Annotated in this window: 10 protein-coding genes; 6 read left to right on the top strand and 4 right to left on the bottom strand. The window is 68.3% G+C overall.

Features of this window, described 5'->3' with window-relative positions; genetic code table 11:
* Window positions 1-90: 90 nt before the first annotated feature.
* The gene (locus tag CW359_RS44440) at window positions 91-672 is read right to left on the bottom strand and encodes a GNAT family N-acetyltransferase (protein ID WP_105975960.1); all 582 of its coding nucleotides are present in this window, start codon (window positions 670-672) and stop codon (window positions 91-93) included.
* A 246-nt stretch (window positions 673-918) separates the two neighbouring features.
* On the opposite strand from CW359_RS44440, the gene secA reads away from it, so the two are divergent.
* On the top strand, window positions 919-3,744 hold the full coding sequence (secA, locus tag CW359_RS44435; protein WP_105975959.1) for a preprotein translocase subunit SecA: 2,826 nt from the start codon (window positions 919-921) through the stop codon (window positions 3,742-3,744).
* Window positions 3,745-3,911: 167 nt separating this feature from the next.
* On the opposite strand, the gene CW359_RS44430 is transcribed toward secA, so the two are convergent.
* Window positions 3,912-4,523 carry an Rv3235 family protein gene (locus CW359_RS44430; RefSeq protein ID WP_105975958.1) on the bottom strand — a complete coding sequence of 204 codons (612 nt, stop codon included), beginning with the start codon at window positions 4,521-4,523 and terminating at the stop codon, window positions 3,912-3,914.
* A 340-nt stretch (window positions 4,524-4,863) separates the two neighbouring features.
* On the opposite strand from CW359_RS44430, the gene CW359_RS44425 reads away from it, so the two are divergent.
* The 4 genes from CW359_RS44425 to CW359_RS44410 all read left to right on the top strand — a co-directional run bounded on the left by CW359_RS44425 (window position 4,864) and on the right by CW359_RS44410 (window position 12,155).
* Complete coding sequence (locus CW359_RS44425; RefSeq protein ID WP_105975957.1) at window positions 4,864-5,379, top strand: DUF6912 family protein; 516 nt, start codon at window positions 4,864-4,866, stop codon at window positions 5,377-5,379.
* A gap of 112 nt (window positions 5,380-5,491) precedes the next feature.
* Window positions 5,492-6,157 (top strand): HAD family hydrolase, encoded by a 666-nt coding sequence (locus CW359_RS44420; RefSeq protein WP_105975956.1) that lies wholly within the window; start codon window positions 5,492-5,494, stop codon window positions 6,155-6,157.
* 462 nt (window positions 6,158-6,619) lie between these two features.
* Window positions 6,620-11,575, top strand: a complete 4,956-nt coding sequence (locus CW359_RS44415; protein ID WP_105975955.1) for an NAD-glutamate dehydrogenase — start codon at window positions 6,620-6,622, stop codon at window positions 11,573-11,575.
* Window positions 11,576-11,711: 136 nt separating this feature from the next.
* Window positions 11,712-12,155, top strand: a complete 444-nt coding sequence (locus CW359_RS44410) for a GtrA family protein (RefSeq protein WP_232838883.1) — start codon at window positions 11,712-11,714, stop codon at window positions 12,153-12,155.
* Between the two features lie 22 nt (window positions 12,156-12,177).
* On the opposite strand, the gene CW359_RS44405 is transcribed toward CW359_RS44410, so the two are convergent.
* Both CW359_RS44405 and CW359_RS44400 read right to left on the bottom strand, forming a co-directional pair.
* On the bottom strand, window positions 12,178-12,996 hold the full coding sequence (locus CW359_RS44405; RefSeq protein ID WP_105975962.1) for an ABC transporter ATP-binding protein: 819 nt from the start codon (window positions 12,994-12,996) through the stop codon (window positions 12,178-12,180).
* Window positions 12,997-13,030: 34 nt separating this feature from the next.
* The gene (locus tag CW359_RS44400; RefSeq protein ID WP_105975953.1) at window positions 13,031-13,963 is read right to left on the bottom strand and encodes an ABC transporter permease; all 933 of its coding nucleotides are present in this window, start codon (window positions 13,961-13,963) and stop codon (window positions 13,031-13,033) included.
* A gap of 221 nt (window positions 13,964-14,184) precedes the next feature.
* Between CW359_RS44400 and CW359_RS44395 the strand changes: the two genes are divergently transcribed.
* Complete coding sequence (locus CW359_RS44395) at window positions 14,185-14,820, top strand: TetR/AcrR family transcriptional regulator (protein WP_105975961.1); 636 nt, start codon at window positions 14,185-14,187, stop codon at window positions 14,818-14,820.
* Window positions 14,821-14,874 lie beyond the last annotated feature (54 nt).

Raw genomic sequence — 14,874 nt, 5'->3', positions numbered from 1 at the left:
CCTCGTCCACAATCGCCCGACCGGCTGAGATGCCGGACCTCGTCCTTGAACGCCGGGTGGGCTGGAGGGGGCTGGGGGCGGGGCCCGTTCTCAAGGGGTGGGGCGGGTGAAAGGGAGGTACGGGGCCGTTGAGGGGAGGCTCAGGTCTGAGGGGAGTAGGGAGGCTACCCAGCAGTCTCGGCGTACGCCCTTGTTGTTGATTGCTGAGCGGAGGGTGCCTTCCATCGTGAAGCCCGCTCGTTCCGCTGCCGCTCGCGATGCCGTGTTGCCCACCTCCGCTCGCCATTCCACCCTGTCCACCGAGAGGTGGGTGAAGGCCCAGTGGGTGGCGGTGGTGGTGGCTTCTGTGATGTAGCCGTTGCCGCGGTGGGCCTTGGTGGTCCAGAAGCCGATTTCCGCTGTTCCCAGGGAGCGCATCGTCAGGGCGAGCATGCCCACCAGCTCCTCCCCTTCGGGGAGGAAGAGGCCGAAGGTGAACATCGAGCCGTCGGACCAGCCGTCGGGGACCAGCTGGGTGGTGAAGCTGTGGGCGTGTTCGGGGAGGTACGGCGACGGGATCGTCGTCCAGCGCTGGATGTCGGCGTCCTGCACCGCGGCGTACACGGCGTCCGTGTCGGTCGGGCCGACCGTGCGCAGGAGCAGGCGGGCCGTGGTGAGCGTGACGGGGTCCATCGGCCGATTCTTGCTCGGGGGAGGATCGGGGCGCCATCCCTTTCGCCGTGCGTGGGTTCGTGATCACAATTCGTGCAATTCCTGGGTGGGGCGCGGCACCATCTGTGACTCCCGGCCGTTCTCCTTATGGCTGTCCTACCGGCAGGCCTCCCGACCGGGCTGGGTCCTCGCATACGATGGCCGTCGCTCAGTTAAGACAATGGAAACCGACCGTCCCAGGCCCGACCGGCAAGGAGACCAACCCCCGTGTCCGTCCTCTCAAAGATCATGCGTGCAGGCGAAGGCAAAATCCTGCGCAAGCTGCACCGCATCGCGGACCAGGTCAACTCCATCGAAGAGGACTTTGTCGACCTCTCCGACGCCGAGCTGCGGGCCCTCACCGATGAGTACAAGCAGCGGTACGCCGACGGTGAGAGTCTGGACGACCTGCTGCCCGAGGCCTTCGCCACCGTCCGCGAGGCCGCCAAGCGCGCCCTCGGCCAGCGTCACTACGACGTGCAGATCATGGGTGGCGCAGCGCTCCACCTCGGCTATGTCGCCGAGATGAAGACCGGTGAGGGCAAGACCCTGGTCGGCACCCTGCCCACGTATCTGAACGCCCTCTCCGGGGACGGCGTTCACCTCATCACGGTCAACGACTACCTGGCCGAGCGCGACTCCGAGATGATGGGGCGCGTCCACAAGTTCCTGGGGCTGACCGTCGGCTGCATCCTCGCCAACATGACGCCGGCCCAGCGGCGTGAGCAGTACTCCTGCGACATCACGTACGGCACGAACAACGAGTTCGGGTTCGACTACCTGCGCGACAACATGGCGTGGTCCAAGGACGAGCTCGTCCAGCGCGGCCACAACTTCGCCGTGGTCGACGAGGTCGATTCGATCCTCATCGACGAGGCCCGTACGCCGCTGATCATCTCGGGCCCGGCCGACCAGGCCACCAAGTGGTACGGCGACTTCGCCAAGCTGGTCACGCGTCTCAAGCGCGGCGAGGCCGGCAACGCCCTCAAGGGACTTGAGGAGACCGGCGACTACGACGTCGACGAGAAGAAGCGCACCGTCGCCATCCACGAGTCGGGTGTCGCCAAGGTCGAGGACTGGCTGGGCATCGACAACCTGTACGAGTCGGTGAACACGCCGCTGGTGGGCTACCTGAACAACGCCATCAAGGCCAAGGAGCTCTTCAAGAACGACAAGGACTACGTCGTCATCGACGGCGAGGTCATGATCGTCGACGAGCACACGGGCCGTATCCTCGCGGGCCGCCGCTACAACGAGGGCATGCACCAGGCGATCGAGGCGAAGGAAGGGGTGGACATCAAGGACGAGAACCAGACCCTTGCGACCATCACCCTGCAGAACTTCTTCCGCCTTTACGACAAGCTCTCCGGTATGACCGGTACGGCCATGACCGAGGCCGCCGAGTTCCACCAGATCTACAAGCTCGGTGTCGTCCCGATCCCGACCAACCGCGACATGGTCCGCAAGGACCAGTCGGACCTCATCTACCGCACCGAGGTCGCGAAGTTCGAGGCGGTCGTCGACGACATCGCCGAGAAGCACGAGAAGGGTCAGCCGATCCTCGTCGGTACGACCTCTGTCGAGAAGTCCGAGTATCTGTCGCAGCAGCTCTCCAAGCGCGGCATCCAGCACGAAGTGCTGAACGCCAAGCAGCACGACCGGGAGGCGACCATCGTCGCCCAGGCCGGCCGCAAGGGTGCCGTCACGGTCGCCACCAACATGGCCGGTCGTGGTACGGACATCAAGCTCGGCGGCAACCCCGACGACCTCGCCGAGGCGGAGCTGCGCCAGCGCGGCCTCGACCCCGAGGAGCACATCGAGGAGTGGGCGGCGGCCCTGCCGGCCGCCCTGGAGCGGGCCGAGAAGGCCGTGAAGGCGGAGTTCGAGGAGGTCAAGGACCTCGGCGGGCTCTACGTCCTCGGCACCGAGCGGCACGAGTCGCGGCGTATCGACAACCAGCTGCGCGGTCGTTCCGGACGTCAGGGCGACCCCGGCGAGTCGCGGTTCTACCTCTCCCTCGGTGACGACCTCATGCGGCTGTTCAAGGCCCAGATGGTCGAGCGCGTGATGTCGATGGCGAACGTGCCGGACGACGTCCCGATCGAGAACAAGATGGTCACCCGTGCCATCGCCTCCGCCCAGTCGCAGGTCGAGACGCAGAACTTCGAGACCCGTAAGAACGTCCTCAAGTACGACGAGGTCCTCAACCGGCAGCGCGAGGTCATCTACGGCGAGCGGCGCCGCGTCCTGGAGGGCGAGGACCTGCACGAGCAGGTCCAGCACTTCATGGACGACACCATCGACGCGTACATCGGCGCCGAGACCGCCGAGGGCTTCGCCGAGGAGTGGGACGTCGACCGGCTGTGGGGTGCCTTCAAGCAGCTCTACCCGGTGAAGGTCACCGTCGACGAGTTGGAGGAGGCGGCGGGCGACCGGGCCGGTCTCACCGCCGAGTTCATCTCCGAGTCCATCAAGGACGACATCCACGACCAGTACGCGGCTCGTGAGGAGCAGCTCGGCTCCGAGATCATGCGTGAGCTGGAGCGTCGGGTCGTGCTGTCGGTGCTCGACCGCAAGTGGCGCGAGCACCTCTACGAGATGGACTACCTCCAGGAGGGCATCGGCCTGCGCGCGATGGCCCAGAAGGACCCGCTGGTCGAGTACCAGCGCGAGGGCTTCGACATGTTCACCGCCATGATGGAGGGCATCAAGGAGGAGTCCGTCGGCTACCTGTTCAACCTGGAGGTCCAGGTCGAGCAGCAGGTCGAGGAGGTCCCGGTCGCGGACGCCAAGCCGTCGCTGGACAAGGGCACCGAGGACTCGGTGCCGGCGCAGGCGAGCGCCGGTTCCCGGCCGGAGATCCGGGCCAAGGGGCTCGACGCTCCGCAGCGGCCGGACCGGCTGCACTTCTCCGCGCCCAGCGTGGACGGCGAGGGCGGTGTCATCGAGGGCGACCTCGTCGGGGACGACGACGAGGTGCGGTCCGAGGCGGACGGGCTCACGCGCGCGGAGCGGCGCAAGCAGCAGCGGAGTGGGCGTCGGCGCAAGAAGTGAGCTGTTCGTCGACCTGAGCAGTGGGCGGCAGGCAGCAGACGGTAAGCAGCGGATTGTGGGCTGTGAGACGTAAGCAGTGAGTGCGTTGTACTTGCTGTGTGGAGGGCCGGGCATCCGATGAGGGTGGCCGGCCCTTCTGCGTTGTGGGGTCGTGGGTTCGTGGGCGCTCAGTCTGCCGTCCGGGGCCTTCGGGGGCCGCCCAGTTCCACCGCTGTGCAGCGCCAGCGGAAGTCCCGGCCCAGTTCCAGGCGGAAGGCCATCGCGCGGAGCTGGTCGCCCGCGCCGATACGGGCGAACGCCTCCAGGGCGCCCTGGCTGGGCTCGTAGTAGCCGACGTCGCGGACCACGGGGCGGGTGCCGCGCGTGCGGAGGGGGCCGCGTTCCGCGAGCCAGGCCAGTTCGTCGTAGGCGCGGCCGATGGTGTGCCGGAGCATGCTGTGGACGGGGCGTTCGCCGCTGAGGACGGCCAGGAGGCGGTCGGCGAAGAGGTCGGTGGGGCGGGGTTGCGGGAGGGGGCTCTGGCGGGGCTGGAGGGGGTGCTGGGGGCCTTGGGGCTGCTGGGGTGTTGCCCGGTGCCTGCCTCCCTGGGCGGGGACCCGGGGCTCGGTGTGGAGCCCGGTGTGGGGCTCGGTGGGCGTCGTGGCTGCGGGGAGCGGTGTACGAGGGCTGCCTCCGCCCGGGGTGGCGCGCTGCGGGGCGCTGCCGGGGCGGCGGGTGTCCCTGCGTACCGGCGGGCGGGCCGGGGTGCGGCGGACCGTCCTTGTCATCACCTTGTTCATGGAATATCCCCGTTTCCTGGGGCCCGGGTGGGTACCGGGCGGTAACTTTCTGGTGGGGATCTTGTACGGGGCCGGATCGGGCGGATGCAAGGTGCGGCGGGGTGCGGGTCGGGGGGTCCGGGGGTTCACTTATCCGAGTGATCGGGGGAGGGGAATTGGCTGGTGGGGGTGGGGGGTGGGGGTGAATTTCGAGGAGCGGGGTGGACGTTCGGAGAGGCTCGGGCGGGGACTCGAAAGGGGACGCCGCGACGTATCCTGAGGGTCTTTCCGGGGTGCTCTTCTTCGCCTTCGTCACCGGAACGTCTGCTACGAGAAACGCCTACTACGAAAGTGGTCAGCCATGCGCGTCTACGTCCCCCTGACCCTCCCGGGACTTGCCGAGGCGTACAAGACGGGTGAGTTGGGGGCGGGGCCGTTCGTCGCGTACGCCGTCACGCCCGCGTTGCGGGAGTGGTATCTGTCCGATGACGTGGAGGAGTTGGAGTACGCGGCGTTGAATCGGGCCGCGCTCGCTTCTCTGCGGTTGCTGGCGATGGAGCCGGGGGTGGTGCGGCGGCGGGTGGTGGTCGCCGTCGATGTCGCCGACGGCGTGGCTGTCGCCGATCCCGACCGGGGGCTTGATCCTGGGGCGCTGGGTGAGGTTCGGGTCGGTGGGGCTGTTTCGTTGGGGAAGGTCGCGGCTGTGCATGTCGACTCCGGGGAGGCGGAGGGGGATGTCGCGGGGGCGGCGGACGCTCTGGGGGCGGCGGATCAGGGGGACGACGACGCGCAGTTCGTCGTGGACGGGGCGGAGGATCACGAGCTGCTTTGGTATGCCAGGCAGGAGATTCCTAACTTGCTGGGGTTGTTGGGCTGAGCAAGCAGGGGCGGGCGGGCGGGGGGAACCGGTCTGAACGGCCTCGTCCTCGCCCCCGGTCGCCGGGCAAGCTGCCGGTCGCCATGTCAGTGGTGCGAGGTACGTTCTTCGTATGGGGAAGTACGGAGTGGCGCACATCGTGTGGGACTGGAACGGGACCCTGTTTCATGACACCGACGCCGTCATAGGAGCCACCAACGCCGCCTTCAGTGAGCTGGGGCTGGCGCCGATCACGTTGGAGCAGTACCGGGAGCTGTACTGCGTACCGGTGCCTCGGTTCTACGAGCGGCTGCTCGGGCGGCTGCCCACGGATGCCGAGTGGGCCGTCATGGACGAGATCTTTCATCGGTACTACGCGGAGCATCGCGTCGTCTGCGAGCTGGCCGTGGGGGCGCGGGAGCTGCTGGCCGGGTGGCAGTCGGCCGGGCGCAGTCAGTCCATTCTGAGTATGTACGGGCATGAGGAACTCGTTCCGCTCGTGCGGGAGTTCGGGATCGAGCCGCATTTTCTGCGGGTCGACGGGCGGACCGGGCCCTCCGGTGGCAGCAAGGCCGAGCACATGGTGCGGCATCTCGGTGCGCTCGGGGGTGTCGAGGCCTCGCGGACCGTGGTGATCGGGGATGCCGCCGACGATGCGCTTGCCGCCCTGCATGTGGGTGCGCTCGCCGTGCTCTACACCGGTGGGTCCCATGGGCGGGCCAGTCTCGAAGCGGTGGGTGTGCCGGTGGTCGACAGCCTGGAGGAGGCCGTCGCGGAGGCCGAGAGACTCGCCGCGTAGGGAGGTCTGCGGGCGTTTCGGGCCCTTTCTCTTCTCCCACTGTTCAGAGTGGCAAACTTCCCGTCCTGCTTTTGTACACAAATGGCTCATGACGTGGCCCCCGTCATGAGCGATAGCCTGGTGGCGTGATCAGCGCGATACGTCGCGGGGGCGTTCTCGCCCCTGCCCTGCGCCCGGAACGCACGGACGACATCCGTGCCCGGGCGGTGATCGCTGGTCGGCGCGGGCGGGACGGAACCCCGAGGGTTCCCAGGACGCCGTACGCATCCCATGGACCGGTGCTGCCGAGAGCAGCGTCACACTCCGTCGGGGTGCCGAGAATGGCTGATAACCCCCCGCTCTTCCCACCCTGCGGCATAGCGTCGGAACTGACCGGAGACCCCGCGTCGTGGCGTTGTGCCGGAGAGGGAGATCTACTTCCTTCTACGTCACGCAACGGCGCGCGACAGGAGCCAGAGGACAATGCAGACCAAGCTGGACGAAGCCAAGGCCGAGCTGCTCGAAAGGGCCGCCCGGGTAGCTGAGAACAGCCCGGTCGGGGGGCACCTACCGACTGGGACGACACGTGCGACCGCGCCCGGCGGGGATCCCGGCAGCCCGGACCACGACACCGTGCTCGCGTTTCTCCAGCGCTACTACCTGCACACCGCCTCGGAGGACCTCGCAGGCCGCGACCCGGTCGACGTCTTCGGCGCGGCCTTCTCGCACTACCGGCTGGGCGAGACGCGTCCGCAGGGCAAGGCGAGCGTGCGCGTGCACACCCCGACCGTCGAGGAGAACCAGTGGCAGTGCAGCCACTCCGTCGTCGAGGTCGTCACCGATGACATGCCCTTCCTCGTCGACTCGGTCACCAACGAACTGTCCCGGCAGGGGCGTGGCATCCATCTCGTCGTCCATCCGCAGTTCGTCGTACGCCGGGACCTCACCGGCAGGCTCGTCGAGGTGCTGCCCGTGCAGGCCGGCGGCGGTGAGCTGCCGCACGACGCGCACATCGAGTCGTGGATCCATGTCGAGATCGACCGTGAGACCGACCGCGCCGATCTGAAGCAGATCACCAGCGACCTGCAGCGCGTCCTGTCCGACACCCGCGAGGCCGTCGAGGACTGGGAGAAGATGCGTGACTCCGCGCTGCGCATCGCCGAGGAACTGCCCAAGGAGCCGACCGCCGACGACCTGCGCGACCAGGACGTCGAGGAGGCGCGCGAACTGCTGCGCTGGCTCGCGGACGACCACTTCACCTTCCTCGGCTACCGCGAGTACGAACTGCGCGAGGACGACTCGCTGGGCGCCGTGCCGGGTACGGGACTTGGCATTCTGCGGTCCGATCCGCATCACTCCGAGGAGGAGGGGCATCCGGTCAGTCCCTCCTTCGAGCGGCTGCCCGCCGACGCCCGCGCCAAGGCCCGCGAGCACAAGCTTCTCGTCCTGACCAAGGCCAACAGCCGGGCCACCGTGCACCGGCCGTCCTATCTCGACTACGTCGGCGTCAAGAAGTTCGACGCCAACGGCGAAGTCGTCGGTGAGCGGCGGTTCCTGGGGCTGTTCTCCTCCGCCGCCTACACCGAGTCCGTGCGCCGCGTGCCCGTCGTGCGCCGCAAGGTCGAAGAGGTGCTGCGGGGCGCCGGGTTCTCGCCCAACAGCCACGACGGGCGCGACCTCCTCCAGATCATGGAGACCTACCCGCGCGACGAACTGTTCCAGACCCCGCCCGACGAACTCCGGTCCATCGTCACGTCCGTTCTCTATCTGCAGGAGCGGCGGCGGCTGCGGCTCTATCTGCGCCAGGACGAGTACGGGCGCTACTACTCCGCCCTCGTCTACCTGCCGCGCGACCGCTACACCACCGGCGTACGGCTGCGGATCATCGACATCCTCAAGGAGGAACTCGGCGGTACCAGCGTCGACTTCACCGCCTGGAACACCGAGTCGATCCTGTCCCGGCTGCACTTCGTCGTCCGCGTGCCGCAGGGGACCGAGCTTCCTCAGCTGTCCGACCAGGACAAGGAGCGCATCGAGGCCCGGCTCGTCGAGGCCGCCCGCTCCTGGGCCGACGCCTTCGGTGAGGCCCTCAACGCCGAGTGCGGCGAGGAGCGCGCCGCCGAACTGCTGCGCCGGTACGGCAACGCCTTCCCCGAGGGCTACAAGGCCGACCACAGCCCGCGCGCCGCCGTCGCCGACCTCGTCCACCTCGAAAAGCTCGGCGTCGGTACGAACTTCGCGCTCAGCCTCTACGAGCCGGTGGGCGCGGTGCCCGGTGAGCGCCGGTTCAAGATCTACCGCACCGGCGAGTCCGTCTCGCTCTCCGCCGTGCTGCCCGTCCTCAACCGGCTCGGCGTCGAGGTGATCGACGAGCGGCCGTACGAGCTGCGCTGCTCCGACCGGACCACCGCCTGGATCTACGACTTCGGGCTCCGGCTGCCCAAGTCGCCGGCCGGCGGCGGGGATTATCTCGGGGACGACGGCCGCGAGCGTTTCCAGGAGGCTTTCTCGGCCACCTGGACCGGGCAGGCCGAGAACGACGGCTTCAACGCGCTGGTGCTGAGCGCGGGCCTCGACTGGCGGCAGGCGCTGGTGCTGCGGGCGTACGCCAAGTACCTGCGGCAGGCCGGTTCCACCTTCAGCCAGGAGTACATGGAGGACACCCTCCGGAGCAATGTCCACACCACCCGGCTGCTCGTCTCCCTGTTCGAGGCGCGGATGTCACCCGAGCGGCAGCGGGCGGGACTTGAGCTGACCGACGCCCTGATGGAGGAGCTGGACGCGGCCCTCGACCAGGTGGCCTCGCTCGACGAGGACCGCATCCTGCGGTCCTTCCTCACCGTCATCAAGGCGACGCTGCGGACGAACTTCTACCAGGAGAGCGCGGGCGGCAAGCCGCACGACTACGTCTCCATGAAGTTCGACCCGCAGGCCATCCCGGACCTGCCCGCGCCGCGACCGGCGTACGAGATCTGGGTGTACTCGCCCCGGGTCGAGGGCGTCCACCTGCGGTTCGGGAAGGTCGCGCGCGGCGGGCTGCGCTGGTCGGACCGGCGCGAGGACTTCCGTACGGAGATCCTCGGGCTGGTCAAGGCGCAGATGGTGAAGAACACCGTCATCGTGCCGGTCGGTGCCAAGGGCGGGTTCGTCGCCAAGCAGCTGCCCGATCCCGCCGTGGACCGGGACGCGTGGCTGGCGGAGGGCGTCCGCAGCTACAAGACGTTCATCTCGGCGCTCCTCGACATCACCGACAACCTGGTGGCCGGCGAGGTCGTGCCGCCCGCCGACGTCGTCCGGCACGACGAGGACGACACCTATCTCGTCGTCGCCGCCGACAAGGGCACGGCGACCTTCTCCGACATCGCCAACGAGGTCGCCCAGGCGTACAATTTCTGGCTCGGCGACGCCTTCGCGTCGGGCGGCTCGGCCGGGTACGACCACAAGGGCATGGGCATCACCGCGCGCGGCGCCTGGGAGTCCGTCAAGCGGCACTTCCGTGAGCTGGGCGTCGACACCCAGAGCGAGGACTTCACCGTCGTGGGCGTCGGTGACATGAGCGGTGACGTGTTCGGGAACGGCATGCTGCTCTCCGAGCACATCCGGCTCGTCGCCGCCTTCGATCACCGGCACATCTTCATCGACCCGAATCCGGACGCCGCCACGTCGTACGCGGAACGGCGGCGGATCTTCGAGCTGCCGCGGTCGAGCTGGGCGGAGTACGACACGCAGCTGATCTCGGCCGGGGGCGGCATCTTCCCCCGTACCGCCAAGGCCATTCCGGTCAACTCGCACATCCGTGAGGCCCTCGGCATCGAGGCCGGTGTCGCCAAGATGACCCCGGCCGACCTGATGAAGGCGATCCTCCAGGCGCCGGTCGACCTGCTGTGGAACGGCGGCATCGGCACGTACGTCAAGGCGAGTACGGAATCGCATGCCGACGTCGGCGACAAGGCCAACGACGCCATCCGCGTCGACGGCGGCGATCTGCGCGTCCGGGTCGTCGGCGAGGGCGGCAACCTCGGGCTCACCCAGCTCGGGCGGATCGAGTTCGCGCAGACCGGCGGGAAGATCAACACCGACGCCATCGACAACAGCGCGGGTGTGGACACCTCCGACCACGAGGTGAACATCAAGATCCTGCTCAACGCCCTGGTCACGGAAGGCGACATGACCGTCAAGCAGCGCAACACGCTGCTGGCGAAGATGACCGACGAGGTCGGCAAGCTCGTCCTGCGCAACAACTACGCGCAGAACACGGCCATCGCCAACGCCCTCGCCCAGTCCAAGGACATGCTCCACGCCCAGCAGCGCTTCATGCGCCACCTGGTCAGGGAGGGGCATCTGGACCGGGCGCTGGAGTTCCTGCCGACCGACCGGCAGATCCGTGAACGGCTGGGCGGCGGACAGGGGTTGACCGGTCCGGAGACGGCCGTGCTCCTCGCGTACACGAAGATCACCGTCGCGGACGAGCTGCTGCAGACCTCGCTGCCCGAAGACCCTTATCTGCGCCGCCTGTTGGACGCCTACTTCCCGAGCGCACTGCGCAAGAAGTTCCCCGAGCAGATCGACGGGCACGCGCTGCGCCGCGAGATCATCACGACCGTCCTCGTCAACGACACGGTCAACACGGGCGGTACGAGCTTCCTGCACCGGCTGCGCGAGGAGACCGGCGCCTCGCTGGAGGAGGTGGTGCGGGCGCAGACCGCCGCCCGCGCGATCTTCGACTCCAGCGCGGTGTGGGACGCGGTCGAGGCGCTCGACAACACCGTCGAGGCCGCCGTCCAGACCCGGATCCGCCTGCACTCACGGCGACTTGTCGAGCGCGGCACGCGCTGGCTGCTCAACAACCGGCCGCAGCCGGTGCAACTCACCGAGACCATCGAGTTCTTCGGCGAGCGGGTGAGTCAAGTCTGGTCCCAGCTGGCCAAGTTGCTGCGCGGCGCGGATCTGGAGTGGTACCAGAAGATCTACGACGAGCTGACGGGCGCCGGCGTCCCCGACGAACTCGCCACCCGGGTCGCGGGCTTCTCGTCCGCGTTCCCGACGCTGGACATCGTCTCGGTCGCCGACCGGATGGGCCGCAACCCGATGGACGTCGCCGAGGTGTACTACGACCTCGCCGACCGGCTCCACATCACCCAGCTGATGGACCGCATCATCGAGCTGCCGCGCGCCGACCGCTGGCAGTCCATGGCCCGCGCCTCCATCCGCGAGGACCTGTACGCGGCCCACTCCTCCCTCACGGCGGACGTCCTCGCGGTCGGCAACGGCACGTCGACGCCCGAGCAGCGCTTCAAGGCGTGGGAGGAGAAGAACACCGCGCTCCTGGGCCGGGCCCGGACCACCCTGGACGAGATCCAGACCTCGGAGACCTTCGACCTGGCCAACCTGTCCGTCGCCATGCGGACGATGCGGACGCTGCTGCGCGCGCATTCGTAAGCCGCACAGCCGCAGATGCGCCCCGGGCCGGTGACGGTCCGGGGCGCACCCGTTTTTCTTGACAACTGTTGGAGAAAAGCAGACGGGGAATTTACCCTTTCCTGCTAGTCCGGGCGCCTCGGATAAAGTCGCGGGCGTGAGTGTGAATGTCTCCGAGAACCGGATTTCGGTTCCTGCCCGGTCGGTGCGGCGCGTAATCCTCGAAGCGGTGAAATTCGGGGCCGTCGGCGGCAGCGGTGTGCTCGTGAACTTCCTCTTCTTCAACCTGCTGCTGCACGGGCTCGGTTGGCGGGCGATGACGGCGACCGTACTGGCCAGCCTGATCGCCATGGGCGGTAACTACCTGGGTTTCCGCTATTTCACGTATCGGGACAGGGCCTCACGTACCAGGCAGCAGATCGCGCTGTTCTTCGTGTTCAGCGCGATCGGCATCGCGATGGAGAGTGGGCTGTTCTACATCGGTTATCACGGACTGGGTCTGCACGGGCCGGTCGAGTCGAATGAGGTGAAGGGCGTCTCGATCGTCCTGGCCTCGGCGTTCCGGTTCCTTGTTTATCGGACGTGGGTTTTCCGCCACTAGTGCGGTACCGGGCCGACAGGAGCTAGGCGGCTTTGGGCGCGGCCTTCGCCGGACGGTTCGTGAAGGCCTCGTACTCCTTCAGTACGTCGTCGGTCGGGCCGTCCATGAGCAGTTCGCCGCGTTCCAGCCACAGGACCCGGTCGCAGGTGTCGCGGATCGACTTGTTGTTGTGGCTGACCAGGAACACCGTGCCCGCGTGCTGGCGCAGCTCCCGGATGCGTTCCTCGGAGCGCATCTGGAAGGAGCGGTCGCCGGTCGCGAGGGCCTCGTCGATGAGCAGGACGTCGTGGTCCTTCGCGGCGGCGATCGAGAAGCGCAGGCGGGCGCCCATGCCGGAGGAGTAGGTGCGCATCGGGAGGGTGATGAAGTCGCCCTTCTCGTTGATGCCGGAGAAGTCGACGATGCCCTGGTAGCGCTCCTTGATCTGCTCCCGGGACATGCCCATGGCGAGGCCGCCGAGGTAGACGTTGCGCTCGCCCGTCAGGTCGCCCATCAGGGCCGCGTTGACGCCGAGCAGGGAGGGCTGGCCGTCGGTGTAGATGTGGCCGTGCTCCACCGGCAGCAGGCCCGCGACCGCCTTGAGCAGCGTCGACTTGCCGGAGCCGTTGGTGCCGATCAGGCCGATGGCCTCGCCCCGGTACGCGACGAAGGAGACGCTCTTCACGGCGTGCACCTTGCGCACCCCGGCCGCCTTCTCGCTCTGCTTGCGCCGCATCATCCGGTTGAGCGCGGCGGTCGCGGTGCCGCGTCCGGCGCCGGTGCCGTTGACCCGGTAGACGATGTCGACGTGGTCGGCGACGACGGTGGGGATCGGCTCGCCGGGGGTGCCGCCCTGGTTCAGGCCCGGGTTCTGGTTCAGGTTCTCGTTCTCGTTCTCAGCCACGGCCGTACGTCTCCTCAGCCTTCCAGAAGTAGATGAAGCCGCCGACGCCGACCACCAGCGCCCAGCCGGCCGCGATCGGCCAGACGTGCGGCGGCAACTGGCTGGAGTGGAAGCTGTCGATCAGGGCGAAACGCATCAGGTCGATGTAGATCGCGGCCGGGTTGGTCTCCAGGAGCACCGACACCACGTGCGGCAGGTTGTCCTTCTTGGCCAGCTTGTCGATGCTCCACATCACGCCCGACACGTACATCCAGGTGCGCAGGATGAACGGCATCAGCTGGGCGATGTCCGGAGTGGACGCGCCCATCCGCGCCATGATCATCGACACGCCCGCGTTGAACACGAACTGGAGTGCCAGCGCGGGGATGACCAGCAGCCAGGAGGCGGTGACCGGGATGCCGAAGCAGAGCAGGATCACGATCAGCGCGGCCATCGAGAACAGCAGCTGCTGCAGCTGCTGGATGCAGAAGGAGATCGGCAGGGCCGCGCGCGGGAAGTGCAGGGCCCGTACGAGACCGAGGTTGCCGGCGATCGCGCGGGTGCCCGCCATGATCGAACTCTGTGTGAACGTCCAGATGAACACGCCCGTGACCAGGAACGGGATGTAGTCCGGCACGCCGTGCTTGGTGCCCAGCAGGACGCCGAAGATGAAGTAGTAGACCGCCGCGTTGAGCAGCGGGGTCATCACCTGCCAGACCTGGCCGAGCTTCGCCTGGCTGTACTGGGCGGTGAGCTTGGCGGTGGCGAACGCGGTGATGAAGTGGCGCCGCGCCCACAGCTGGCGGACGTACGTCGGCAGGCTGGGGCGGGCCCCGCTGACCGAGAGGCCGTGCCGGACGGCGTACGCCGAGAGGTCGCCCTCCGGCGGGACGACCGGTGCCGCGAGGGGCGTGGACTGGGGCGGTGTGTCGAGGGCCTGGCTCACATCCGCTGCTTTCGCTCGGGGGAGTGGAGGGGGTGCGTGCGCGACCGGTTCCGCTCCCTGGCTCTTCTCCGGCGTCCCCCGCCGGCACCGGAACCCGGTTTCTTACCTGTTTCTTTCTCAGTTCTTACGTCGGGACGGGACCGTATCGTCGTAACGGGAGCGTATTCCGATTCGGCGTCGGAACGCAACCGTTCCGTCGTAACGCCCCTATGCTGGTCCGTATGACGACGAACGCCGACGAGCCCGGGACCGCACCGGCGCGGACCCGCCGCCGGGCCCCCGCCGGGGCCGCCGTACTGCGCGAGGACGTGACGGAGGCCATCCGGGCGGCCGTGTTCGAGGAGCTGGCGTCCGTCGGATACGCCCGGATGTCCATCGAGGGCATCGCGCGCCGGGCCGGCGTCGGCAAGACGGCCGTCTACCGGCGCTGGCGTTCGAAACTGCACCTGGTGCTCGACCTGGTCTCGGCGATCGCGGTGCAGGGGCTGCCGGCGCCCGACACGGGCACCCTGGAGGGCGATCTGCGGCTGCTGTACGAGCTGACGTCCCGCGCCCTGCGCCACCCGGTGGCCTCGCAGGTCATCCCGGACCTCCAGGCGGAGGCGGCCCGCAACCCGGAGATCGCCGACGCCATGCAGAAGGCGCTGCGGGAGGGGCAGGAGGGCGTCGCGAGCGGGATCGTCGCGGCGGCTCAGGCGCGGGGCGAGGTCCGCCAGGGCATCGACGCCGATCTGGCCCTCGACCTGATCTCGGGGCCGCTCTACTGGCGCTCGGTGGTGATCCGGAGCCCGAAGCTGCCGAAGGGGTATCTGGGGTCGCTGGCCCGGGCGACGGCGGCGGCGCTCAAGGCGCTGTGACGCACGTAGGCGCTGTAGCGCACGTGAAGGGGCGGGAACGGGAACGGGGGCGGG

This window comes from Streptomyces geranii (assembly GCF_002954775.1).
Taxonomy (GTDB): domain Bacteria; phylum Actinomycetota; class Actinomycetes; order Streptomycetales; family Streptomycetaceae; genus Streptomyces; species Streptomyces geranii.
Note: the sequence above shows the minus strand (reverse complement) of the source record. Positions and strands in the feature narration are given on the sequence as shown.